At 69.0% G+C, this 24,260-nt stretch carries 23 protein-coding genes; 15 read left to right on the top strand and 8 right to left on the bottom strand.

What is annotated here, in order from left to right:
• The coding region (locus K2Z83_RS15540; protein ID WP_220596108.1) for a GAF domain-containing protein at window positions 1-1,064 on the bottom strand (1,064 nt) is incomplete at its 3' end.
• Window positions 1,065-1,152: 88 nt separating this feature from the next.
• Complete coding sequence (locus K2Z83_RS15535) at window positions 1,153-1,803, bottom strand: O-methyltransferase (protein WP_220596107.1); 651 nt, start codon at window positions 1,801-1,803, stop codon at window positions 1,153-1,155.
• A gap of 218 nt (window positions 1,804-2,021) precedes the next feature.
• Here K2Z83_RS15535 and K2Z83_RS15530 point away from each other — a divergent pair, with 218 nt between their 5' ends.
• The 5 genes from K2Z83_RS15530 (at window position 2,022) to K2Z83_RS15510 (ending at window position 7,188) form a co-directional block, all read left to right on the top strand.
• Window positions 2,022-2,606 carry a response regulator gene (locus K2Z83_RS15530; RefSeq protein WP_220596106.1) on the top strand — a complete coding sequence of 195 codons (585 nt, stop codon included), beginning with the start codon at window positions 2,022-2,024 and terminating at the stop codon, window positions 2,604-2,606.
• A gap of 323 nt (window positions 2,607-2,929) precedes the next feature.
• A complete protein-coding gene (gene aroH / locus K2Z83_RS15525) occupies window positions 2,930-3,343 on the top strand; it encodes a chorismate mutase (protein WP_220596105.1) in 414 nt (137 codons plus the stop codon).
• A gap of 170 nt (window positions 3,344-3,513) precedes the next feature.
• Complete coding sequence (gene aroF, locus K2Z83_RS15520; RefSeq protein WP_220596104.1) at window positions 3,514-4,530, top strand: 3-deoxy-7-phosphoheptulonate synthase; 1,017 nt, start codon at window positions 3,514-3,516, stop codon at window positions 4,528-4,530.
• Window positions 4,531-4,690: 160 nt separating this feature from the next.
• The gene (locus K2Z83_RS15515; RefSeq protein ID WP_255604040.1) at window positions 4,691-6,172 is read left to right on the top strand and encodes a peptidase; all 1,482 of its coding nucleotides are present in this window, start codon (window positions 4,691-4,693) and stop codon (window positions 6,170-6,172) included.
• 317 nt (window positions 6,173-6,489) lie between these two features.
• A complete protein-coding gene (locus tag K2Z83_RS15510) occupies window positions 6,490-7,188 on the top strand; it encodes a hypothetical protein (protein ID WP_220596103.1) in 699 nt (232 codons plus the stop codon).
• Window positions 7,189-7,287: 99 nt separating this feature from the next.
• On the opposite strand, the gene K2Z83_RS15505 is transcribed toward K2Z83_RS15510, so the two are convergent.
• On the bottom strand, window positions 7,288-8,808 hold the full coding sequence (locus tag K2Z83_RS15505) for a YifB family Mg chelatase-like AAA ATPase (RefSeq protein WP_220596102.1): 1,521 nt from the start codon (window positions 8,806-8,808) through the stop codon (window positions 7,288-7,290).
• Between the two features lie 403 nt (window positions 8,809-9,211).
• On the opposite strand from K2Z83_RS15505, the gene K2Z83_RS15500 reads away from it, so the two are divergent.
• Together K2Z83_RS15500 and K2Z83_RS15495 are read left to right on the top strand one after the other, a co-directional pair.
• Entirely contained in the window at window positions 9,212-10,171 is a 960-nt protein-coding gene (locus K2Z83_RS15500; protein WP_220596101.1) for an ABC transporter permease, read from the top strand.
• A 196-nt stretch (window positions 10,172-10,367) separates the two neighbouring features.
• Complete coding sequence (locus K2Z83_RS15495; protein WP_220596100.1) at window positions 10,368-10,640, top strand: hypothetical protein; 273 nt, start codon at window positions 10,368-10,370, stop codon at window positions 10,638-10,640.
• Between the two features lie 9 nt (window positions 10,641-10,649).
• On the opposite strand, the gene K2Z83_RS15490 is transcribed toward K2Z83_RS15495, so the two are convergent.
• The 3 genes from K2Z83_RS15490 to K2Z83_RS15480 all read right to left on the bottom strand — a co-directional run bounded on the left by K2Z83_RS15490 (window position 10,650) and on the right by K2Z83_RS15480 (window position 13,710).
• Window positions 10,650-11,003: a cytochrome c family protein gene (locus K2Z83_RS15490; protein ID WP_220596099.1), complete on the bottom strand. Its 354-nt coding sequence runs from the start codon at window positions 11,001-11,003 to the stop codon at window positions 10,650-10,652.
• A 49-nt stretch (window positions 11,004-11,052) separates the two neighbouring features.
• A complete protein-coding gene (locus K2Z83_RS15485) occupies window positions 11,053-13,137 on the bottom strand; it encodes an NAD(+) synthase (RefSeq protein ID WP_220596098.1) in 2,085 nt (694 codons plus the stop codon).
• Between the two features lie 81 nt (window positions 13,138-13,218).
• Window positions 13,219-13,710, bottom strand: a complete 492-nt coding sequence (locus K2Z83_RS15480) for a DUF1992 domain-containing protein (RefSeq protein ID WP_220596097.1) — start codon at window positions 13,708-13,710, stop codon at window positions 13,219-13,221.
• A 335-nt stretch (window positions 13,711-14,045) separates the two neighbouring features.
• Here K2Z83_RS15480 and K2Z83_RS15475 point away from each other — a divergent pair, with 335 nt between their 5' ends.
• From K2Z83_RS15475 to K2Z83_RS15440, 8 genes are all read left to right on the top strand, one after another.
• Window positions 14,046-14,192, top strand: coding sequence for a hypothetical protein (locus K2Z83_RS15475; RefSeq protein ID WP_220596096.1), 147 nt, complete (start codon window positions 14,046-14,048; stop codon window positions 14,190-14,192).
• A gap of 126 nt (window positions 14,193-14,318) precedes the next feature.
• On the top strand, window positions 14,319-15,830 hold the full coding sequence (locus tag K2Z83_RS15470; protein ID WP_220596095.1) for a sugar transferase: 1,512 nt from the start codon (window positions 14,319-14,321) through the stop codon (window positions 15,828-15,830).
• Window positions 15,817-17,376 carry an O-antigen ligase family protein gene (locus tag K2Z83_RS15465; RefSeq protein WP_220596094.1) on the top strand — a complete coding sequence of 520 codons (1,560 nt, stop codon included), beginning with the start codon at window positions 15,817-15,819 and terminating at the stop codon, window positions 17,374-17,376. The genes K2Z83_RS15470 and K2Z83_RS15465 overlap by 14 nt, the downstream gene beginning before the upstream one ends.
• 13 nt (window positions 17,377-17,389) lie before the next feature.
• The gene (locus tag K2Z83_RS15460) at window positions 17,390-18,349 is read left to right on the top strand and encodes an NAD-dependent epimerase/dehydratase family protein (protein WP_220596093.1); all 960 of its coding nucleotides are present in this window, start codon (window positions 17,390-17,392) and stop codon (window positions 18,347-18,349) included.
• Between the two features lie 142 nt (window positions 18,350-18,491).
• The gene (locus K2Z83_RS15455) at window positions 18,492-19,565 is read left to right on the top strand and encodes a lysylphosphatidylglycerol synthase transmembrane domain-containing protein (RefSeq protein ID WP_220596092.1); all 1,074 of its coding nucleotides are present in this window, start codon (window positions 18,492-18,494) and stop codon (window positions 19,563-19,565) included.
• A gap of 73 nt (window positions 19,566-19,638) precedes the next feature.
• Window positions 19,639-20,793 carry a glycosyltransferase family 1 protein gene (locus K2Z83_RS15450; RefSeq protein ID WP_220596091.1) on the top strand — a complete coding sequence of 385 codons (1,155 nt, stop codon included), beginning with the start codon at window positions 19,639-19,641 and terminating at the stop codon, window positions 20,791-20,793.
• A gap of 10 nt (window positions 20,794-20,803) precedes the next feature.
• Window positions 20,804-21,445 carry a PAP2 family protein gene (locus tag K2Z83_RS15445; RefSeq protein WP_220596090.1) on the top strand — a complete coding sequence of 214 codons (642 nt, stop codon included), beginning with the start codon at window positions 20,804-20,806 and terminating at the stop codon, window positions 21,443-21,445.
• Between the two features lie 101 nt (window positions 21,446-21,546).
• Complete coding sequence (locus K2Z83_RS15440) at window positions 21,547-22,320, top strand: ribokinase (RefSeq protein WP_255604039.1); 774 nt, start codon at window positions 21,547-21,549, stop codon at window positions 22,318-22,320.
• A 54-nt stretch (window positions 22,321-22,374) separates the two neighbouring features.
• On the opposite strand, the gene K2Z83_RS15435 is transcribed toward K2Z83_RS15440, so the two are convergent.
• Window positions 22,375-23,289 carry a DMT family transporter gene (locus K2Z83_RS15435; protein ID WP_220596089.1) on the bottom strand — a complete coding sequence of 305 codons (915 nt, stop codon included), beginning with the start codon at window positions 23,287-23,289 and terminating at the stop codon, window positions 22,375-22,377.
• Window positions 23,286-24,257, bottom strand: coding sequence for an alpha/beta hydrolase (locus K2Z83_RS15430; protein ID WP_220596088.1), 972 nt, complete (start codon window positions 24,255-24,257; stop codon window positions 23,286-23,288). The genes K2Z83_RS15435 and K2Z83_RS15430 overlap by 4 nt, the downstream gene beginning before the upstream one ends.
• Window positions 24,258-24,260 lie beyond the last annotated feature (3 nt).

Raw genomic sequence — 24,260 nt, 5'->3', positions numbered from 1 at the left:
TGGATCTCACGGGCCAGGTCGAGCTCCTGCTCAAGGCGCTGGCGGGCCTGGGCCTCCTGGTGCAGCCGCTCGCGCTCCAGGGTCTGGGCGAGCTGGTTGGCGAGCAGGCCGAGCAGCTGGGCCTCATCGTCGAGGAACTGGCGGGGCGTGCGGCTGTTCACCATCAGGATGCCCACCGGCGCGCCGCCCAGCTCCACCGGGATGCCGAGGTGGCCGAGGAAGCCCTGGCGGCACAGAAGCGGCGGCAGGTCGCTGAGCGACTCGTCGGCCAGGCTGCTGGCCCGCTCGGGCAGGTACCAGAGGTGCGGGCTGGCCGGGTCGAGCGGGGCGGGCCAGGCCAGGTCGGCGGGGAGGCTCCAGCCGAAGGCGGCGCGCAGCACCGCCCGCCCGCCGAGCTCATCGGCCTCGACGAAGGCGCAGGCGTCGGCCTCCAGCAGGCGCGCGCCGACGCGGGCCAGGCGCTGGAGGGCCGGCTCAAGCTCCTCGCTGACCATGAGCTCCTGCGAGAGCGAGAGCAGGGCGCGCTGCTCCTGCACCCGGCGCACCTTCACATGCTCGTAGAGCTGGGCGCGGGCGATCGCCGTGCCGAGCAGGAAGCCCGCCGCCGAGAGCAGCTGCAGCTCCGGCGCCGAGATCCGGCCCCACTGCGTGGTGGCCACGTTCAGGATGCCGAGCACCTCGTCGCCACTGCGCAGGGGCACCGAGGCGTGCTGGGCCAGGCCGCGCTTATCGCCGACGGCGCCGCGCAGGCGCGAGCAGCGGATCATGTTCACCGCCTTCTCCAGGCGCCCGCTGTAGCACTGCTCCTGACAATCGCACTCGTCATCCCAGGCTGGGCCGGGGTAGATGATCGCCGGCGGCAGGTTGTGGCGTGCGGCGAGGGCGAAGCTGCCGCCCTCGCCGCGCAGGAAGATCCAGCCCGTGCTCAGGCCCATCAGCTCGACAATATGCGGCAGGGCGCTGTCCAGCGCGTCGCGCAGATCCAGCGCCCTGTTCAGCGTCTGGGCCAGCGCGTTCAGCGTCGTCAGCTCGGCGATGCGCTGCTGTGAGTCGGGTTGCGGCATAGGGTACAGGGTACAGGGTACAGGGTACAGGGTACACCAGGGCGCACACAGCGTTGCCGCAGCGGCCTATACCCTGTACCCTGCACCCTTATTTCTTCCGGCAGATCGCCACGCCGTCGCGCAGCGGGATGATCACCGACTCGAGCTGCGGGTGGCTCATGAGAGCCTTATTAAACTCCTGGATGCCGCGGACGACGGGCGGCGCATCATCCTCAAGCACCTGGGCGCTACAGAGCACATTGTCGGCGATCAGCACGCCGCCGGGGCGCAGCAGGGGGACGCACAGCTCCAGCGCCTCGGTGGCCTGGCCGGAGTTGGCCGCGCTGCGCAGCACGTCGAGGAAGATCAGGTCGTAGCTGTGCTCCAGCGTGGGCAGGAGCTGGGTCCACTCGCCGTGCAGCAGCGTGATCCGGTCGCTCAGGCCGGCCTGGCCAATGATGCCCGTGGCGATCTCGATGCGGTCCGAGTGGCGCTCGATCGCCGTCAGGTGCCCGTCTGTCTGCTGGAGCGCGCGGAGCAGGTAGAGGGCCGCGTAGCCCGTGGTGATCCCCACCTCCAGCGCCTTGCGCGCGTTCATCGCGAGCGCCTGCAGGTAGAGGAACTGGCCCTGGACGGGCCCGACCAGCGAGAGACCCTGCTGGCGCGCCCGCTCCTCAAGCTGAGCCAGCACCGGATCGCGGGGCGGCATCAGCGCGGTCAGGTAATCCTCGATCTCGATGTTGGTGATGTCGTAGCGCACTGCTGTGCCTCCTCAACTATTTCTAGGGAGCCCGGCGAGTGGAGCCGGCGGCGCGGCGCGCCGGACTAGGCCCGGCCCGCCTCCGGCCTGCCGCATTATCCAGGCTGATTGTATCATAAACGGCGGGCCATTTCACCCGCTCTGTCAGTCTAGGCAGCCCCCATGAAATATGGTATCATCCTTAGCGATTCGCTCGTCTTAGTTCGAGGTACAGAACCGTGGCTGTAACCAGGATCCTGATCGTCGAGGACAACGACCTTGTCTCGCTCACCCTTGAGGAGCAGCTGAAGGGCCTCGGCTACGATGTGATCGGGATCGCGCGCAACGGCGCCGAGGCGATCACGCTGGCCAACCGCCTGAAGCCGGACCTGATCATGATGGACATCCGCATGCCCGAGATGGAGGGCACCGAGGCGGCCGCCCGCATCCGCGACCAGATGCCCGTGCCGATCATTATGCTGACGGCCTACGCGGACAAGGAGACGGTGCGCAAGGCCGAGGCGGCCGGCGCCCTGGCCTACCTCGTCAAGCCGGTGAACGAGAACGAGCTGCCCCCCGCGATCAACATCGCCCTGGCCCGCTTCAGAGAGATCCAGGGCCTGCGCTCCCACGTCGACGAGCTTGAGGACTCGCTGGAGGCACGCAAGCTGATCGAGCGCGCCAAGGGCATCCTCATGCAGCGCCTCGGCCTCAATGAGCGCGACGCCTACGAGCGCCTGCGCCAGCGCGCCCGCGACAAGCGCGCCAAGATGAAGGATATCGCCCAGGCGATCATCGAGGCCGAGGAGCTGCTCGGCTCCTAGCGTGATTGCAGATTGTAGATTGTAGATTGCAGATTGGGCCAATCTGCAATCTGCAATCTACAATCTGCAATCCCCTTGACGCCCCGCGCCCCCTATGCTATAGTCAGCCCGTAGCGATGCGCAGCAATGAAGTAAAGTGAGCCAATGCCAGCTCTGGCCAACAGCTTCTACGGCTATTACTTTACCGGCCCACATATGGCCCGGTCGCTTCGCACTGTCTAGAAACTTCTGTCAACAGACAACTCGTTCAGAGGGCGTGAGGCAACCGAGCCTCACGCCCTCTCTGTGTTCCCGGCCACACGCAGACTAGAGATGAGGGGACTATGACTATCTGGTGCCGAGGCGTCCGCGGGGCGATCACCTGCGACGAGAACAGCCGTGAGGCCATCCTCACCGCCACCCGCGAGATGCTCCAGACCATGATCGCGGCCAACGGCCTGCGGCCCGAGGATATCGCCAGCGCGATCTTCACCACCACGCCCGACCTGAACGCCGAGTTCCCCGCCGTCGCCGCCCGCGAGCTGGGCTGGGTCGACACCGCCCTGATGTGTGGCCACGAGATGACCGTGCCCGGCAGCCTGCCGCGCTGCGTCCGCGTGCTCGTCCACTGGAACACCGAGCGCCAGGCCAGCGAGGTCATCCACGTCTACCTGCGTGGCGCGAGCAACCTGCGCCCCGAGCACGCCGCCAGGATGGCGGCCCTCCGCACGTCGCCCGACCCCGCCGGCGGCGCGTAGCGCGCCATCCACTGGGAGAGAACGAGATGCCACCACCAATCCCCGAGGCCGCAACCGCCATCGTATGGGATCAACCTGAGACGGAGGCGGATCACCCTGTCCCCTGTTCCCTGTCCCCTGTTCCCTGTTCTATCGCCTGTGATACGCCTATGAAGGAGGAGGACCGCGCTATGATCGTTATCATGCAGACCGGATCGACCAGGGCCGATATCGACGCCGTGCTTGAGCGGCTTAAAGAGTACGACCTGCAGGGGCACCTGACCGTCGGCGCGGAGCGCACAGTGGTGGCCGTGGTCGGCGCCACGATCCCGCCCACCCTGCGCGAGGAGATGGAGCACTTTCGCGGGGTGAAGGGGACGGTGCGGATCACCCAGCCCTACAAGCTCGTCTCCCGCGAGGTGCGCCCCGAGGACACGATCGTCGACGTGCGCGGGGTGAAGGTGGGCGGCGGCAGCGTGGCGGTGATCGCCGGCCCCTGCTCCGTCGAGAGCGAGGAGCAGATCATCGAGACGGCGCGGGTCGTGCGCGAGGCCGGCGCCACCATGCTGCGCGGCGGCGCCTTCAAGCCCCGCTCCTCGCCCTACACCTTCCGCGGCCTCGGCGAGCTGGGCCTCAAGCTGCTGGCCCAGGCCCGCGAGGAGACCGGGCTGCCGATCGTCACCGAGGTGATGACCCCCGGCGATGTGGATCTGGTGGCGCGCTACGCCGACATGCTCCAGATCGGCGCGCGCAATATGCAGAACTACCAGCTCCTGGAGGAGGTCGGCCGCACCGGCATGCCCGTCCTGCTCAAGCGCGGCCTCTCGGCCACCATCGAGGAGTGGCTGCTCAGCGCCGAGTATGTGATCGCCCAGGGCAACCCGAACGTCATCCTCTGCGAGCGCGGCATCCGCACCTTCGAGACGGCCACCCGCAACACGATGGACCTGAACGCGGTGGCGGTGGCCAAGCGGCGCACCCACCTCCCGGTGATCGCCGACCCCAGCCACGGCACCGGCAAGTGGTACCTGGTGGAGCCCCTGGCCCTGGCCAGCATCGCCGCCGGCGCCGACGGGGTCATCCTGGAGGTACACCCCGACCCCGACCGCGCCAAGTCTGACGGCGGCCAGTCGCTCAACCCCGAGAACTTCGCCGCCCTGATGCCGAAGATCGCCGCCGTGGCCGGCGCTATCGGGCGGGGTCGCTAGCTATCGGGGGACAGGGCACAGGGGACAGGGGACAGGGGACAGAGAGCATCTGTCCCCTGTCCCCTGTCCCCTGTTCATAGCTTGACACTCACCGCATTGGAAAGCTATAATGCGGCAGGTTCCGCCCCCCACATAACATGCCCGGGAGCACTGCGCCCCGATGAATAGCTCCTCTCAGCTACGTAACGCTTTCTTCGCCATCCTGATCGTTCTCGCCATCCTCCTTGGCGCACAGTGGCGGGGCACGCCCGTGCAGGCGCAGGGAACGGGGGCAACGCTCATTGTCGTCACAGCCCCGGCGTCGATCCTCCCAGGGGGCACCGGCGATTTCGTCTTCCGGATCACGAACACCAGCGGCAGCGACCGGATATTCAACCTCACGACAAGCGCCACTGGCGGGGTGACCGTCATCTTCCCCAGCGGCACGCAGGTGTCCGTCGCCGATGGCAGCTCTGCCGATTTTACAGCGTCCGTCCTTGCCCCTTCGAGCGCGATCCCGGGCGCCAGCCTCACCCAGACAATGTTCGCCAACTCAACCACCCCCACTCCAAGTCTGGGAATATCTGAGTTCTTCACTGTGGTGGTCGGCGGGCCGACCTTCACCCCAACCACCACGCTCACCCCAACCACCGGGCCGGCCACGGCCACGCGGACGCCCGGCCCGGTCTGCCAGGATGGCTTTGAGACCGACAACAGCCCGGCCGCCGCGCGCGCCCTCGATGTGAACACGGCCCAGCAGCGCGCGATCTGCCCGGCCGGCGACGAGGACTGGCTGGTCTTCGGCGGCGTGGCCGGCAAGGTCTACACGGTCGATATCTCACGGCAGGACCCGGGCATCGACCTGACCCTGGAGATCTTCGACAAGGATCTGAACAGCATCGCCTTCAACGATGACTTCTATAACCGTGACCCGGCCAACCCGAACCCAGGCGACACGAAGCCGCGGATCACCATCCGCATCCCCTTCGACGGGCCGTACTATATTAAGGTGCGCGACGCGGCCGGCCGCGGCGGGGTGAACTACATCTACGATATCGCCCTGCTCGACGAGAGCTACGGCCCGACGCCGACCCTGGTGCGCGAGATCTGCCTGGATCTCTTCGAGCCGGACGGTCTGCCCGAGCAGGCCCGCCTGATCACCTCGAATGAGATCCAGGAGAATCGCCGGCTCTGCCCCACTGGCGACGCCGACTGGGTTGTCTTCTTCGGCAAGACTGGCAAGCGCTATATCATCTTCACCGATACGCGGCGCTACGTCGGCACCACCAAGGTCAATGAAGATGCCCAGGCCGGCGCCGATACGGTGATGGTGCTCACCGACCGCGATGGGGTGAGCCTGCTCGATGTGAATGATGACATCCCAGGCGGCAGGACGCTCGACTCACAGATCGAGTTCACCCCCGAGGTGGATGGCTTCTACTTCGTGCAGATCAAGAATGTGGGCGATATCGGCAACCAGTTCATCCGCTATGATCTGACGCTTAAGCTCTGCCTGCCTGGGCAGACCGACTGCGGCCGAGGTGATGCCTCGACAACCGCGCCGGTGCAGCCGATCACGCCGCAGCCAACGGGCACACCGGCCAGCGAGTTTGTGCTCGACCCGACAAACACGCCGCAGCCGACGGCCACGCCCACACCATAGGGGCGCAGCTTGAGTAGTAGCCCGCGTGATGAGGCCCAGACGATTAGGTCACCACCCACCCGCTACGCGCCGCGCCGCGCCACCGCCGCCTCTATGTCGCCGCCGCCGCCGCCGGTATCTTCGCCGCCCTCACGGCGATTATTCTGCCCATACCCGCAATTGCGCTCTCGCTCGCGGCGATCATTGTCCTCATCCTCGATGCCGCTGGCGCACCCCTGCTCAGCCTCGGGCCAACACGCATCAGCCAGACGATTATCGGCACACAGGCGATCGCCGGGGATGCGGGCGAAGGCTCGCGCGCGCCAAGCTGGCGCGTTGTGCTGGTCGCACCGCTCGAATCGCCGGTCGTCGCGACGGGCATCACCGCCCTCGCCGGGCCAAGGCCTGCGGCCGCCATGTCCCGCATCATCGCGCTCGCGCTGGTGGCCCTCGCGGCGCTGACCGATCAGCTCGCCCCACACCGTGGGTGGGTTCTGCTGGTCGTGCCGGCATCCATCCTGCTCGCCCTCCAGATCGTGGCCGCGCTGCGCGACCCGCAGCCCGACCCGCGCGACGGCGGGGTCGGCGCACTGGCCGCCATGCTGCTCGCCGCACAGCGACTGCACGACCTGGAGCATGTGGAGGTCTGGGCCGTGGCCGTAGGCGCCACCTCGCTCGATAGCATTGGCGTGGAGGATCTGCTCACCACCTACCCCTTCGAGCGCGATCATACCCTGGTGATCGCGCTGGAGCAGATCACCGACGGGACGCTGCGCTATCGAGTGAGCGCGGGGGAGTCGCGCCGCGAGGTCGACGCGCTCGTCACAGCTGCATCGGCATCCATCGCGCTCACCATCAGCAATGGCGGGCCAGGGGATGTCGGCGCGCTCGCAGGGCCGCTCCGCCGCAGGGGGATGCGGGCCATGACGCTGTATGGCCACGATGAGCGAGGCCTCCGTCGCACCGACCCGCAGTTGAGCGAGACGGCCGCCAGCCTGATCGTCGCGATCGTGGGGCAGCTTGAGGATACGGGCTAATGGCGGGGTCAATCTTCGATTGCGAGTCAATGCTCATCAGATCCTCCAGGTGCGGAGCGGATATGCCGAAGGGCCGACTCGATTCTAGCACATGCGGCCTCACTCCGCCCTTCTCGGCCGGTACTGGATGGCCTCGGCCAGGTGCGCCGCGCCGATGCTGTCGCTGCCGGCCAGGTCGGCGATCGAGCGCGAGAGCTTGAGCACCCGGTGGTAGCCGCGGGCCGAGAGGTTGAGCTGGCGCACGGCGGCCTTCATCAGACTCTGGCCGGCGCCGTCGAGCTGGCAGTGCTCGCGGATCTCGCCGGCGCCCATGTCGGCGTTGCTCAGGCAGCGCGGGTGCCCCTGGAATCGCCGGGCCTGGCGCTCGCGGGCGGCCACCACCCGCGCCCGGATGGCCGCGCTCGGCTCGCCCAGCCGGTCGCCGCTGAGCTTCTCGTACTGGACGCGCGGCACCTCGACGTGGATGTCGATCCGGTCGAGCAGCGGCCCGCTGATCTTCTTCTGGTAGCGGCTCACCAGGGCCGGCGAGCAGGTACACTGGCGCTCTGAGTCGCCATGCCAGCCGCAGGGGCATGGGTTCATCGCCGCGACCAGCATAAAGTTGGCCGGGAAGGTCACGCTGCCGATGGCCCGGCTCAGCGTCACCACGCGGTCCTCCATCGGCTGGCGCAGCACCTCCAGCTTCTGGCCGAACTCGGGAAGCTCGTCGAGGAAGAGCACGCCTCGGTGGGCCATCGAGACCATGCCCGGCTTGACACGGCCGGCACCGCCGCCGACCAGGCCCGGCTGCGAGGTGGTGTGGTGCGGCGAGCAGAAGGGCCGCCGGCGGATCAGCGGCGTGTCGCGGGGGAGCTGGCCGCTCACGCTGTAGATCTTCGTCACCTCCAGGGCCTCCTCTAGGGCCAGGGGCGGCAGGATGGAGAGCAGCGCGCGGGCCATCATGGTCTTGCCAGAGCCGGGCGTGCCGCCCATCAAAATATTATGTCCACCTGCGGCGGCCACCTCCAGGGATCGCTTCACGTGCTCCTGCCCCCGCACATCCTGAAAGTCCACTGGGTAGGTCAGCTCGGCGTCCTCAAAGCGGGCGCTGACCAGATGGGGGGTGATCGGCTGCGCGCCGGTCAGGTGGTCTACCAGCTCGGCCAGGGTGCGCACGGGTACGATCTGCGGCCCCTCGATCAGGGCGGCCTCGGCGGCGTCCTCGGCGGGCAGGTAGATCGTCTTGATCTGGCGGGATCGGGCCACGGCGGCCATCGAGATCACGCCGTCGGTGTGGCGCAGGCCGCCGTCGAGGCCGAGCTCGCCGATGAAGACCGCGCCGCCGGCGTCGCCCTCGACCTGCTGGCCGGCCAGCAGCAGGCCCACGGCGATCGGCAGGTCGTAGGCCGGCCCGACCTTGCGCAGGTCGGCCGGGGCCAGGTTGACGGTCAGGCGCTTGAGCGGGAAGCTCAGGCCCGAGTTGCGGATGGCCGAGCGCACCCGCTCGCGGCTCTCCTGCACCGCCGCGTCGCCCAGGCCGACCACGGTGAAGGCGGGCAGGCCGCCGGCGATATCGACCTCCACCTCGACCAGCACGCCCTCCAGGCCGACGATGGCGCAGCTGTACACTTTTGCGAGCATGTGACACACTCCGATTGCAGATTGCAGGTTGCAGATTGCAGATTGGGCGCAGGCTATGCGCCAATGCCTCGCATGTGTACCGCCGGAGGGGGGAGGGAGGATACGGCATCCTATAATTTAGACAAGGTTTCGGGCTACTTTACAATCTGGCGTCACGGATCGCTTGCTGATGCGCTCGGCCTGTACCCTGTGCCCTACACCCTGTACCCTTGTTAGCACAAACCACCAGAAATCCCATCCTCCTTTTTAGACATGTCTTCCGATGGACAACGGGCAGGCCGGCCCTAGAATGGGGGAAGATCCCAGGATTGTGATAGAAGACACATGACACGAACCCCCGCCTCCCCGAACCGAGGCACAATCCGCCGCACAGGCGCCGTCGTCGCCGACGCGCTCCTGCCCCTTGGCGCTGGCGAAGGCCACGCCGCTGCTGCTGGTCGGCCTGGGGGTGATCATCGCCTTCCGCGCGCAGGTGATCAACATCGGCGGCGAGGGCCAGCTGGTGGTGGGGGCGCTGGCGGCCACGGCCTGCTCGCTGGCCCTGCGCGATCTGCCGGGCTGGCTGCTGCTGCCGATCACCGCGCTGACCGGGGCGATGGCCGGCGGGCTGTGGGGGCTGGTGCCCGGCCTGCTCAAGGCCCGCCTCGACGTGAACGAGATCCTCAGCACGGTGATGATGAACGCGATCGCCGTGCAGCTGATGAACTATCTGCTGCGCGGCCCCATGCTCGACCCGGCCCAGGTCGCGGCGGGCACGAACATCCCGCAGTCAGCGGCGCGGCCCGAGGCGGCATGGATCGTGCGGCTGGTGCCGCGCACGCTCTTCCACGCCGGGTTCATCCTGGCGCTCGCGCTGGCCGTCGTGGTGGCCCTGCTGCTCTGGCGCACCACCCTGGGCTACCGCATCCGCGCCGTTGGCCTCAGCCCCTCGGCGGCGCGCTACGCCGGCATCCCGGTGGCCACGATCACCGCCACCAGCATGGTGCTCAGCGGCTGCCTCTGCGGGCTGGCCGGGGCCGTCGAGGTGATGGGCGTCCACCACCGGGTGGTCGAGGGCATCTCCGGCGGCTACGGCTTCAGCGGGATCGTGGTGGCGCTCTTCGGCGGGCTGCACCCGATCGGGGCCATCCCGGCGGCCGTGCTCTTCGGCGGCCTGCTGGTGGGCGCCGACCAGATGCAGCGCACGGTGCAGGTGCCCGCCGCCCTGATCACCGCGCTCAACGGGCTGGTCGTGCTGATGGTGGTGAGCAGCACCTACGCCACCCAGCGCCGCGCCGCCCGCCGCCAGAGCGAGGCCGCCCGCCCGAAAGACCGCGAGGCCGAGGGCGGCCCGCTCGACCCGCAGCTCACGCCGGATTTGTAGGGGCTGGTGTTGCCAGCAACACCACTGCGCGGTGAGGGTGTGGGAGAGCTCCGCTCTCCCACAAAAAAACTGATTGTGCTGCGGCGCGGCTATGCCGCGCCGCAGCACAATCAGTGCAGCATGTGCCTGCTGGGCACAGATTTGTAGGGATTGGGGGTTGGGGGGCTTACCGACGAAGAAGGCAGACAAAGGGCTGATGGAACAACTCTTCACAATCGGGACCCTGCTCGGCGTCCTGCACTCGACGATCCGCCTGGCGACGCCCTACCTCTACGCGGCGATCGGCGAGACGATCGGACAGCGCTCGGGGCTGCTGAACCTGGGAGTCGAGGGCATGATGCTGATGGGGGCCTACGTCGGCTTCTATGTGGTCTTCACCACGGCGAGATCGCGGCGATCATGCCGCGCGCCGAGGCCGACCCCGAGCGGATCGGGCTGCTCATGGCCGGGGCGAGCACTGAGTCACTGAGTCACTGATTTAGCCGCCCACCTTCAGCATATAGGCCACCAGCGCGTCAAGCTCGGCAGGGCTGAGGCTCTGGCCATAGCTGATCGGCATCAGGCCGGGCCGGTAGCCGGGTGCGATCTCGGCGGCCGGGTTGGTGATCGACATGCGCAGCCATGCCGCCGGGTCGGGGGTGGCGTTGGCCCGGGCGACCATCGCGTCGAGGCGCGGGCCGAGGGCGGCGGAGCCCACCTCGGAGATGGCGTGGCAGCCGCCGCACTGGATGGTGAAGGCGCGCCCGCCGGCGGCCACCGGGTCGACCGGCGCGGCTGGGGCGCCGCAGGCGGCGAGGGTGATCAGCATCAGGATGAAGATAATCTGTCGCATAGGTGTAAGGGCGCAGCAGGAGGCGCGATGAGGCGCAGCGCGCTGCGCCTCATCGCGCCTCCTGCTGCGCCCCAACGTCTGGTCTATCAGGAACATTCGCCCGCAGCTCCTCCAGCCAGGCCGTCGCCTCCGAGTCGCTGGGCGCGCGCCAGTCGCCGCGCGGCGAGAGCGAGCCGCCCGAGCCGACCTTGGGGCCGTTGGGCACCGCCGAGCGCTTGAACTGGCTGATCTGGAAGAAGCGGAACAGGAAGGTGCCCAGCCAGGCCTTGATCGTCGCCAGGTCGTACTGGGCGCGCTTGGCCTCGGGCAGGCCCTCGGGCCAGCTGCCGCGCGCGTCGTCGCCCCATGCGTGCTCGGCCAGGAAGGCCACCTTGCTCGGGCGGAAGCCGTAGCGCGTGATGTAGTAGAGGTTAAAGTCCTGGAGCGCGTAGGGGCCAATCTTAGCCTCGGTGCTCTGGGCCGGCTCGCCCTGCTCGCCCGATGTGGCGGGCACCAGCTCGGGCGAGATCTCGGTGTCGAGGATCGACTGCAGGATCACGTTCGTCTCGTCGCCGAACTGGCCGTCGCGGATGACCCAGCGGATGAGGTGCTGGATGAGCGTCTTCGGCACTGAGGCGTTGACGTTGTAGTGCGACATGTGGTCGCCCACGCCGTAGGTGGCCCAGCCCAGCGCCAGCTCGCTCAGGTCGCCGGTGCCGAGCACCAGGGCGGCGTGATGGTTGGCCAGCCGGAACAGGTGCGAGGTGCGCTCGCCGGCCTGCACGTTCTCGAAGGTCACATCATAGAGCGGCTCGCCGTCGGCGAAGGGGTGGCCGATGTCGCGCAGCATCTGGGTGGCCGAGGGGCGGATATCGATCTCGGCAGCGCTCACGCCGAGGGCGGCCATCAGGGCGTGGGCGTTGGTCTTGGTGCGATCACTGGTGGCGAAGCCAGGCATGGTGTAGGCCAGGATGTTTGTGCGCGGCAGCCCGAGACAATCCATCGCCCTGGCGGCCACAATCAGGGCGTGGGTGCTATCGAGGCCGCCGGAGACGCCGATCACCAGCTTGTTGATCCCGCTTGAGCTGAGCCGCTTGATCAGGCCGTGAACCTGGATGTTGTAGGCCTCATAGCAGCGCTCGTCGCGGGTGGCCGGGTTGTTCGGCACATAGGGGAAGCGCTCGACATCGCGCAGCAGGCGGATCTCGCCCGCCGGCACCTGGAAGGCGAAGGGGATGTGGCGCATCTGGCGCAGGCGCTCGCGCTGGTCGGCCACGCTGTCGGTGAAGCTGCCGAGGCGCATGCGGTCCTGGAGCAGCCGCTCCAGGTCGATGTCGGCGAAGATCACCTGCGCGCTGTCGGCGAAGCGCTGCGACTCAGCCAGGCGCTCGTTATTCTCATAGATCAGGGCGTGGCCGTCCCAGGCCAGGTCGGTGGTGCTCTCGCCGGGGCCGGCCGCCGAGTAGAGGTAGGCAGCCACGCACTTGCCCGACTGGGCCGCGCACAGGTCGCGGCGGTAGTCGGCCTTGCCGATGGTGATGTTGGAGGCCGAGAGATTACAGAGCACGGTGGCACCGGCCAGGGCGGCGAAGGTGCTGGGCGGCAGCGGCGTCCAGACATCCTCGCAGATCTCGCTGTGGACGAGCAGGCCGGGCATGCCCTCGGCCGCGTAGATCAGGTCGTTGCCGAAGGGGACGCTCTGGCCGAGCAGGCGCACCTCGCGGGCCAGGGCGTCGCGGGCGGCGGCGAACTGGCGCTTCTCATAGAACTCGCGGTAGTTGGGCAGGTAGCTCTTGGGGGCCACGCCGAGGATCCGGCCGCGGTAGATCGCGATGGCGCAGTTGAACAGCCGGCCCTCGAAGCGCAGCGGCGCGCCCACCAGCAGCAGCGGGGTCAGCTCGGCGCTGGCGGCGACCACCCGGCCCAGGGCGGCCAGCGTCGCGTCGAGCAGCGCATCCTGGTGGAACAGGTCGTCGTTGCTGTAGGCCGAGAGCCCGAGCTCGGGGAAGAGGGCCAGGGCGGCGTGAGAGTCCGAGGCGCGGCGGGCGAGAGCGATGGTGCCCTCGGCGTTGAAGGCCGGGTCGGCCACGCGCAGGGCGGGCACGCAGACGGCGGCGCGGGCGAAGCCGTGGGAGTATATGGAGTAGAAATTCATTGGCGTCCTGTAGGGGCGCAGCAGTCGCAGCCATAGATATGAGGGTACAGCAGATCCCATGCGCCAGCGGCTGCTGCGCCCTTACTCATCGCCCAGTTTCCGCAGCTCGCGCCAGGGCTGGAGCAGCGGGAGCTGGCCGGCGACGGGCGGCGCGGTCAGATTATAGCTGGAGATCTGCTTGTTGAGGTCGCGCAGGCGCTGCTCATACTCGGCGCGCAGCTGGCCTCGGTCGGTGGGGCCGAGGGCGGGCCAGCGGCGGTTGGACTGGGCGAGCCAGGCGGCCAGGCGCCCCTGCTCCTCGCGGATGCTCTTCTGGAGCTCGATCCAGGGTGGGGCGTAGCCGGCATTCTTGAGCATGCGGAAGCCGGTGCGCAGCTCCTCGGGGACGTGGGCGTCGTCGTCGAGCTTGAGCGGCTTGCCGGCGCCGGGCAGGTCGCGGAACTCGCCGGCCTCCTCGGCCGCGCGGACGTGCTGGTCGATCAGGCCCTCGAAGGTGCGCTGCGTCACCCGGCGCAGCGGGTGGCTGTCGCGCTCCTCCTCACGGTCGCGCTCGTCACGGGGCGGCTCGCTCATGAGGTGCCTCCTCTCGCGATCTGGATGTATAGTGTGTGAATAATAGCACAGGACGGGAGTTGGGAGTTGGGGGTTGGGAGTTGGTGTCGCTGCATCCCAACTCCCAACCCCCAACCCTCCAACCCCCAACATCAGACCCGTATCAGCTACATATCACCCCGCCAGCGATGAGCTCCCGCGCAGAGAGCGGTAACATATGGTAGGATATCACGCATCCTGACGATGCAAGCAGATCACGGCGTGGCCCACGAGTTGCTATAGATACAGTAGCTTCATCTGCTGCGTACCATAGCCTTGGGAAGCGCGCACCCTCATACGGATTATCGGAGAGTCTCATGCTCTGGCTCAGCCTCCTTGTACTCATGCTGCTCATCGCCGCCGCGCCCGGGATCTCGATATATGTCGAGCACCGCAGCGACGCGGCCAGACCCTCGGTCAATGCCAGCCCCTCAACCGGTGCCGACCCCCTCCCCAAGCGCTAGGCCAGCCGCCCAGCGCGTATGGCAACCGACCCTGTGCAGTGTGGTACAATCCACGCCGATGGCGCATGCGGGCGTGTGGACGCTACCGTCACACGCCTATCATCCTATCGGGCACATGGAGACGCCATGGACAGCAGCCTGCGCCCGCCAGTCGGGCCGGCGATCACCGTAGAGCCCCCGCACTGGATAAGCCGACGATCCCGGCGGATGGCCGTCATCGGCCTGATTCTCGCGGATCAGGCGCTGATCCTGATTGGCTTTGCGATCGCCTACTGGATGCGCTACCTGGCCGTCTGGCCCGAGCCGCTCAACCGGATCATCGTTGAGGTGGAGGACAAGAACCAGGTCGACTTTCTGGCCTTCCTGCCGATCATCTTCCCCCTGATGGTACTGCTCAGCCTGCGCTTCGCCGCGCGCGGGCTCTACCGCAGCTCGCGCCGGATCAGCCTGATCGACCAGATCAGCATCATCCTGAGCAGCACGCTGACCGGGATCGCCCTGCTGATCGTCTTCGTCTTCCTCTACAAGCCGTTCTACTACTCGCGCCTGATCTTCGTGTTCGTGGGCGCGGCGATCACGCTGCTGCTGAGCATCTGGCGCATCCTGCTCTCCGGCTACCGCCACTGGCGCTGGTCGCGCGGGGTGGCGCAGGAGCGGGTGCTGGTGGTGGGCGGCACCGGGCTTGGCCAGCAGGTGATGAACGGCCTGGCCGCCTCGCCCGGCCTCGGCTACGCCCTGGTGGGCTACCTGAACGACCGGCCGATCGTGGCGAACGGGCGCGCCCCGCGGATCTACCGCCACATCGGCCAGGTTGAGGATCTGGAGATCGTGATCGCCAAGCACCAGGTGCAGCAGGTGATCATCGCGCTGCCCTTCTGGGAGCATGGGCGCATGCCCGATCTGGTGCAGACATGCCGCGACCTCGGGGTGGGCTACCAGGTGGCCCCCGACTTCTACCAGCTCAGCTTCGACCGCGTCGATATGCTCCAGCTGAGCGGCGTGCCCCTGCTGCGCCCTAAGGAGATCTCACTGAAGGGCGCGAACCTGGCGCTCAAGCGGCTGATCGATGTGGGGCTGGTGCTGCTCAGCGCGCCGTTCATCCTGCCCGTGGCCCTGCTGATCGCCATCGCGATCAAGCTCGACTCGCGCGGGCCGGCGCTCTTCCGCCAGACCAGGGTGGGCAAGGACGGGCAGCTCTTCGCCTGCTATAAGTTCCGCACGATGGTGCCCGACGCCGAGGCGCGTAAGGCCGACCTGCACGCGCTGAATGAGGCCGACGGCCCGCTCTTTAAGATGCGCGACGACCCGCGGGTCACTCGGATCGGCGGATTCCTGCGCCGCCGCAGCCTCGACGAGCTGCCGCAGCTCTGGAATGTGCTGCGCGGCGAGATGAGCCTGATCGGGCCGCGGCCGGCCCTGCCCGAGGAGGTGGAGCGCTACGAGCACTGGCAGCACCGCCGCCTTGAGGTCGTCCCCGGCTGCGCCGGCCTCAGCCAGGCCCTCGGCCGCAGCGATGTCTCCTTCGACGAGCAGGTGCGACTCGACCTCTACTACGCCGAGAACTGGTCGGTGGGCATGGATCTGCGCATCCTGATTATGATCATCCCGGCGGTGCTTGGCGGCCATGGGGCGTACTGACGTAAGGGCGCAGCAGAGGAGCAGGAGCAGCGGCGCTACGCCGCTGCTCCTGCTCCTCTGCTGCGCCCCTGCTCTGGCCATCCCCCTGGCGCTGCTGCCGCTGCCCTACGCGGCCGGGGCCGCGCTGGCGGCGGCGGTGGCACTGCTGGCCCTGATCCACCCGATCTGGGCGGTCTACGCGGCCATCCTGTCGGTGCCGGTGCAGGATCTGGTCGCGCTGCCCGGCGGCCTCACCGTGACCCAGGCGGCGCTGCTCGTGGCGGCGGCCGCCCTGGCGATGCACACGCTGGCCGAACCGGAGCGCCCCCTGCCGCTCGGCCGGCTCTTCCCGCCCATGGCCCTGCTGCTGCTGGCCCTCGCTGCGGCCACGGTCTTCACCCCCTACAGCCGCGCCGAGGCCCTGCGCGAGACGCTGCGCTGGGCCACGGTGCCGCTGATCTATGTGCTGACGCTGCGGTCGCTCCAGGGGACAGGGGACAGGGGACAGGGGACAGGTTCTGAATCTGTCCCCTGTCCCCTGTCCCCTATCCCCTTGTGGCGGCTCATCGGCCTGCTGGCCTGCCTGCTGCTGGCCCCGGCGATCGACGCAGCGGTGGGGCTCGTCCAGTTCTGGTACGGCATCGGCCCGGCGAGCTTCGGGGTCGGCGGCGGGCACGTGCGGGCCTACGGGACGATCGGGCAGCCCAACTCGTTCGCCGGCTATATGAACCAGGCCTGGCCCCTGGCGGTCAGCCTGACGCTGTGCGCGCTGATCTGGCTCTGGCGGGGCGCACCGCGGCGGCGGGGGCTGATCGCGCTGGCCGCCGCGGGAGGCGCGGCCGGGCTGCTGCTGGCCGCGCTGCTGACCAGCTTCTCGCGGGGCGGCTGGGTGGGCGCGCTGGGCGGCGCGGCGGCCATGGCCCTGGCGAGCATCCCGCTGCTCGCCCCGCGCCTGCGCCGAGTCGCCTGGCGGGGCGTGGCCCTGGCGGCGGGCGGGCTGGCGCTCACCCTGGCCCTCGGCGGCGGAGGCCTGCTGCCGGGCGCGCTGGCCGGGCGGCTGGGGAGCATCACCAGCAACCTGCGCATCTTCGACGTGCGCGGGGTGCTGATCACCCCCGAGAACTTCGCCGTCGTCGAGCGCATGGCCCACATCCAGGCCGGCTGGAACATGTTCGTGCGCCACCCGATCACCGGGGTGGGGCCGGGAAACTACAGCATCGCCTTCGAGCGGACGCCGGCCGCCTTCGAGCCGCCGACCACGGTGCGGCCCTGGTACGCGTCGCGCGGGCACGCCCACAACTACTACCTGAACATGGCCGCCGAGGCCGGCGCCCTGGGCGCGGCAGCCTACCTGCTGCTGCTGGGCGCCGTCGGCCTCCAGGCGGCCAGGGCCATCCGCCACGCGCGCGGCCTGCTCTGGCGCGGCGTGGCCGTCGGCTGCGCCGGCGTGACGGCGGCCCTGGCCGTCCACAATCTCTTCGAGAACCTGCACGTGCTAAATATGGGGCTGCAGCTCGGCACAACCTGGGCGCTGCTGGTTGTCGCCGAGACGTCATCGTCTGCATAAGGAGCGTACCCCTATGACCTACCTCGTCACTGGCGGGGCCGGCTTTATCGGCAGCACTCTCGTCGACGCCCTGCTCCGCAGAGGCGAGCGGGTCGTCTGCCTGGACAACTTCACGAGCTACTATACCCCGGCGCGCAAGCGGCGCAACATCGCCTGGGCCGCGGCGCAGCCGGGCTACACCCTGGCCGAGGCCGACCTGCGCGACGCCGAGGCGCTTGAGGATGTCTTCGCCACGCACCGGCCGAGCCGGGTGGTCCACCTGGCGGCCATGCCGGGGCCGCGCCCGTCGATCGCCGACCCGGCGCTCTACGAGGCGGTGAATGTGGGCGGCAGCGTGCGCATGCTCGACCTGGCCCGGCGCTACGAGGTGGAGAGCTTCGTCCTCGCATCGACCTCGTCGGTATACGGAAAGGCCGAGCGTCTGCCGTTTGAGGAGGTGGACCGCACCGACCGGCCGCTCTCGCCCTACGCGGCCACCAAGAAGGCCGCCGAGGTGCTGGCCTACACCTTCCACAGCCTGTACGGGATGCCGGTGAACGTGGTGCGCTTCTTCACCGTGTACGGGCCGCGGGGCCGCCCCGATATGACACCGTACCTCTTTGTGGATAAAATGGTGCGCGGCGAGCCGTTCGTCCTGTTCAACGGCGGCGTGGAGCTCTTCCGCGACTACACCTACGTGGACGATATTGTGGCCGGGGTGATGGCCGCCGTCGACCGGCCGCTGGGCTACGAGATCTTCAACCTGGGCAACGCCCAGCCGGTGGAGATGCGACACTTCGTGGGGCTACTCGAGCAGATCACCGGCCGCGCGGCGACCATCGAGAGCCGGCCGCTGCCGGCCACCGAGCCGCCGATCACCTTCGCCAGCACCGAGAAGGCCCAGCGCCTGCTCGGCTTCGCGCCGACGACCAGCGTCGAGGCGGGGCTGGCCCGCTTCTGGGAGTGGTACCAGGCCGAGGTGCTGCCGGCGTAGCAGCAATTGTAGATTGCAGATTGCAGATTGCAGATTGGCAAGCTCTTACCTGATAGGGCAGCAGCAATCTCTTCTCTCGATGAAAGGCAATCTGCAATCTGCAATCTGCAATCTGCAATTTCGTATGGAGGGAACCACAAGGATGATGCTAGATGAGACCGAGGGCCAGATATTGGGCGAGTCGGACGCCCCGGCGGGCTCGCCAAGTGACATCGAGGTCGAGCGCGGGGGCTTCTCGCTCTGGCAGCGGCTGCGCAGCCCACGCACCCTGATCTCGTTCGGGCTGGCCTTCGCCCTCGTCGTCTTCGCCTTCCGCGGGCTGAACATCGACGTGGCGCAGACCTGGGAGTACATGCGGGCGGCCAACCCCTGGCTGATGCTGATGGGGCTGGCGGTGTTCTACACCACCTTCCCGCTACGGGCGCTGCGCTGGCGCATGCTGCTGCGCAACGCCGACGTGCCGCTGGATGAGCGCCCCGGCAGCTGGGCCGCGCTGCCCGCGCTGATGGAGTACCTCTACCTCTCCTGGTTCGCCAACTGCATCGTGCCGGCCAAGCTGGGCGACGCCTACCGGGCCTACCTGCTCAAGCACAACGGCAGGGTGTCGTTCTCGTCGGCCTTCGGGACGATCTTCGCCGAGCGGCTGCTCGACATGATCGGCCTGTTCGCGATGCTGCTGATCTCGGGCTGGGTCACCTTCGGCGCGCACATGCCCGAGGGCACGCAGATCGTCTTCGGCTTCGGGGCGGCGCTGGTGGTGGCCATCCTGGCCGGGCTGGCCGGCATGCGCTGGCTGAGCCCGCTGATCCGCCGGTTTATGCCGGCCCGCCTGCACGACTTCTACGGCCGCTTCGAGCACGCCGCCCTGAGCTCGTTCAGCCCGGCCATCCTGCCGCGCCTCGTCCTGCTCACCGGCGCCGTCTGGCTGCTGGAGGGCGCCCGGCTCTACTTCGTGATCCTGGCCCTCGGCCACGAGGGGCTCTCGCTCGACCTGCCGGCGGTGATCTTCGTGGCCCTGTCCTCCTCGCTGCTCACCGCCCTGCCGATCACCCCCGCCGGCCTCGGCGTCGTCGAGGGCACGATCACCGTGGTGCTGACCTTCTTCGGCGTCGATAAGCACCTGGGCATCGCCGTCACCCTGCTGGATAGGCTGATCAACTTCTGGAGCATCGTGATCGGCGGGTTTGTGGTGTATTTGATCAGTAAGCGAAAGTGAGTAGGGTGGCAGGCGGCAGGTGGCAGGCGGCAGGAGCGCCATCTGCCACCTGCCGCCTGCCGCCTGTAGCCTGATGATCATCGGAGTCGACTACACGGCGGCGGCCTGGCAGGGCGCCGGGATCGGCCGCTACACCCGCGAGCTGCTGGCGGCGGCCATCCCGCGCGACCGGGCGCTGCGCTATGTGCTGTTCTACGCGGCGGGCGGCCTGCCGCCCGAGAGCCCCTACCTGCGCGATCTGGCCGCCCTCTGCGCGGCCAACCCCAACGTGCGGGCCAGGCCCATCCCGATCAGCCCGCGCCTGCTGACGATCATCTGGCAGCGCCTGCGCATGCCCATCCCCGTCGAGGCCATGATCGGCAGGATCGACATCCTGCACGCCCCCGACTTCGTGCTGCCGCCCACCCGCGCCCGCACCCTGCTCACCGTCCACGACCTGACCTTCATGGTGCGGCCGGAGACGGCCGACGCCAGGCTGCGCCGCTACCTGATGGCGGCCGTGCCGCGCTCGCTGCGCCGCGCCGACATGGTGCTGGCCGACTCGCAGGCCACCCGCGCCGACCTGGGCCGGCTGCTGGGCGTGGGCGCGGGCCGCGTGCGCGTGCTCTACCCCGGCGTCAGCCCGCGCTTCCGCCCGCTGCCCGCCGCCGCGTGCGAGCCGCTGCGGGCGCAGCTGGGCCTGCCCGACTCCTTCCTGCTCTTCGTGAGCACCCTGGAGCCGCGCAAGAATCTGGTGCGCCTGATCGAGGCATTCGATCGTCTAAGCGCTATGGGCGGGCCGCCCGAGCTGAGCCTGGTGATCGCCGGGCGGCGCGGCTGGCTCTACGAGGAGATCTTCGCCGCCGTGGGCCGCCTGGGGCTGACCGAGCGCGTGCGTTTCGTCGACTTTATCGACGATGCACATCTGCCGGGGGTGTATAATCTGGCCAGGGCCTTCGTCTACCCATCGCTCTACGAGGGCTTCGGCCTGCCGGCCCTGGAGGCGATGGCCTGCGGCACCCCGGTGGTCACGGCGGACGTGTCGAGCCTGCCGGAGGTGGTCGGCGACGCGGCCGTGCTGGTCGACCCGCTCGACCCCGGCGCAATCGCGGGCGGCATCCTGCGCGCGCTTGACGACGCCGTGCGGCTGCGCGCCGCCGGCCCCGCACAGGCCCGGCGCTTCAGCTGGGGGACCGCCGCCGCCGACCTGATCGACACCTACCGCGCGCTGGCCGGCCCGCGCTACTGACGGACACGACATGACACAGCAGAACGACCTGACCGCCGAGGCGCTGCGGCGCGGCGCCGTCCCCGGCAGGGGCTACGCCATCGCCCGCACGATCTCGCAGATCTTCCACCCCGTCATCCTGAGCATCATCAGCATCTTCATCGTCGGGCTTATGGGCGTCGCGCCGACAATGCACGGGCTGGGGTGGGCCGCGCTCTGCACGCTGATCCAGGTGCTCCCGCCGACGATCTTCTTCAGCATCCGGCTGCGCCAGGGAGCCTACACCGACGACGATGTCTCGGTGCGCTCGCAGCGCAACGAGCTCTACCTGTTCGGCATGGCCACGGTGCTGGCGGGCGTGGGCCTGCTGAGCTTCCTGGGCGCGCCGACGCCGCTGGTGGCCCTGCTCGCCAGCGCGGCCCTGCTCAACGGCACATCCTGGCTGATCAACCTGTTCTGGAAGATCAGCATCCACTCGGCCGGGATTGGCTCCTGCGCCACCATCGCCGCGCTCTACTCCAAGCCGCTCGGCCTGCTGCTCTGGGTCTGCGCCCTGAGCCTCGGCTGGGCGCGGGTGCGCACGCGCAACCACACGCCGATGCAGGTGGCGGCCGGCCTGGCCCTCGCCTGCGCCTGCGTGGTCGGGTCGTATATGGCCTTTGGACTACTGTAGAATCAGATCTTAGCGCTTTGACAAAGGCTGCCAGCGATGCTGGCAGCCTTTGTCAAAGCGCTACGTCAGCGCCCAATGACGGGCTTAGCCTGAGGAGACCTATGATTGTCGTGGTCGGCTCGCTGAACATGGATCTGGTGGTGCGCTCGCCGAGGCTGCCGAAGCCGGGGGAGACGCTGAGCGGCGGGCCGTTCGCCACCTACCCCGGCGGCAAGGGCGCGAACCAGGCGGTGGCCGCCGCCCGCCTCGGCGCGCCCACGGCGATGGTCGGGCGGGTGGGGTCCGACGGATTCGGCCAGATGCTGCGGATCGCCGCCGAGGTCGATGGGGTCAATATCGCGCGGGTCATCGACACGCCGGGCCTGTCCACCGGGGTGGCCCTGATCACGGTGGAGGATGGCGGACAGAACACGATCGTGATCGCCCACGGGGCCAACGCGGCCCTGACGCCCGAGGATGTGGAGGCGGCCGCGCCGCTGATCACCTCGGCCCGCGTGCTGCTGCTCCAGCTGGAGGTGCCGCTGCCCGTGGTGACCCGCGCCGCCGCCATCGCCCGCGCCGCCGGGGCGATCGTCATCCTGAACCCGGCCCCCGCCCCGGTCACACGCCTCCCCGCCGAGCTCCTGGCGAATGTGGACTACCTGGTGCCAAACGAGAGCGAGGCGGCGGCCTTCCTCGATGAGCCGAGCGGCGCGCCGCCGAAGATCCTGGCCCGCGCACTCTCCGCCGTGACGGGCGTGCCGAACGCGATCATCACCCTCGGCGAGTTCGGCGCCGTCCTGTCCGGGGTCGATGGCTCCGCCTACCACCCGGCCTTCCGGGTGAGCGCCGTGGACTCGACCGCCGCCGGAGTCGTCGCTGCCCCGCCGCGATGAGGTGCTGGCGCTGCTCGCCGAGCACTCGGCGTAGGGGCGGCGCGCGCGCCGCCCCTACGCCCGCCGCAAGGTCGCCAGGGCGATCCCGCCCAGGATGAGCGCGATGCCGACGGCGTGGAAGGCCTGGAACTGCTCGCCGAGAAAGGCCATGGCCAGGGCGGTGCCGAAGACCGGCTGCAGGTGGAAGAAGTGGCCGGCCCGGTTGGCCCCGATCAGCTCGACGCCCCGGTTGTAGCAGAGGTAGGCCAGGATGGCCGGGAAGAGCACCACGTAGCCCACCGCGCCCAGCGTCACCGGGTTCAGCCGCATGGGCTGGCCCGCGAGTCCCTCCCAGAGGGAGAGCGGCAGCAGCATGGCCGCGCCGATGCTGAAGGTGACGAAGAGGAAGCTCAGCGGGTGGATGCGCGGGCGGCGGCGCAGCAGGGTGGTGTAGGCCGCGTAGGCGAACACCGCCGCCAGCACGATCATGTCGCCCACGTTCAGCGAGAGCGCCCGCAGCACCGCCGGGTCGCCCCGGGCGATGATCGTCACCACGCCGCAGAGCGAGATCGCCACCGCCAGCAGCTGGCGGGGCGTCACCGTGTCGCGGAAGAGCAGGAACGAGAAGATGATGATCACCACCGGCTGGGCCGACTGCATGAGCAGGGCGTTGATCGCGGTGGTGAAGTGCAGCCCGGTGTAGATCAGGGTGTTGAAGATGGCGATGCCGAGCAGCGAGAGCAGCAGGACGACGCCGATCTGGGCGCGCACCACGGGCCAGTCGCGGCGCAGGTGGGGCGCGGCGAAGCCGGCGATCACCAGGGCACCGCCCAGCCAGCGCCAGAAGGCCAGGCCCACCGGCGGCACCGCGCCGCTCACCGCGCGGCCCAGCACGAAGTTGCCGGCCCAGCAGAGCACGGCGATCGTCAGCAGGACGTAGGGCCGGTCGTAGATGTGCCGGGCCGCCGGGCGGGCCTGTCCGCCGATCATAGGGTGGCCTCAGCCCAGGCGAAGAGCGCATCAAACACCCGCGCGCGCACCGGGGGCGCCGAGAGCACCAGGTCGTGCATGGCGCCCTCGACGCTGATCATGGTGACTCTGTCGCCCAGGCCGGGGCCGTAGCGCCGCATGTCGTCCACATCCAGCACACAGTCGCTGTTGGTGAAGCTCTCGTTCCACTGGGCGCCGCCGCCCGAGCGGGCCGCGTGCATGAGCAGGATGGGCTGCGGGATGCGCAGGCCGGCCCGCACCGTGCGCTGGGCCTGGTAGGTGGCGCGCACCCAGCCCAGGCGCGGGCGCGGCCCCATGATCGGCTTGAGGCGCAGGTCGAAGTCCCACGCGCCGCGCCCGGAGCGGTGGATGCTCTGGCCGTAGAGCGGCGAGAGCCCGCCCACGTTGAGGTTGGGCAGCATCCCGCCGAGGGCGGCCAGCAGCGGGCTGATCGCCTTCGTCAGCGGGTCGACCTTGAAGTCGAAGAAGGGGCTGTTCAGGAAGATCGCGTCGATCTGGCCGCGCCGCGCGCCCTCGCTGGCGTAGAGCGCCGCCAGCAGGCCGCCCGCCGAGTGGCCGTTCAGCAGCAGCCGGACGTCGCCCTCGTCGGCGAGGATCAGGTCGATCGCGGCGTCGATCTCGGCGAAGTGCTCGCGCAGGTCGCGGCAGAAGTAGGGGCGCTGGTGGGGCAGCATCGAGCGCCCGGACTTGCGCAGGTCGAGGGCGTAGAAGCTGAAGCCGTGGGCGCTGTAGGCGTCGGCCATGTGGGCCTGGTAGAAGTAGTCGATGAAGCCGTGGATGTAGAGCACGGCGCGGCCCGCCGGCGCGGGGGCGGGCCGGCGCACCAGGGTGGCCGTCACCGGGCCGTCGTAGTCGTCGGGGAAGGCCAGGGTCAGGGCCTCGAAGCCGGGCAGGAGCGCGTCGGGCGCCCATGTCGCCGCGGGCGGGGTGCGTGTCGTCGCTGTCATTGC

This window comes from Oscillochloris sp. ZM17-4 (genome assembly GCF_019599295.1).
Taxonomy (GTDB): Bacteria; Chloroflexota; Chloroflexia; order Chloroflexales; family Chloroflexaceae; genus Oscillochloris.
Note: the sequence above shows the minus strand (reverse complement) of the source record. Positions and strands in the feature narration are given on the sequence as shown.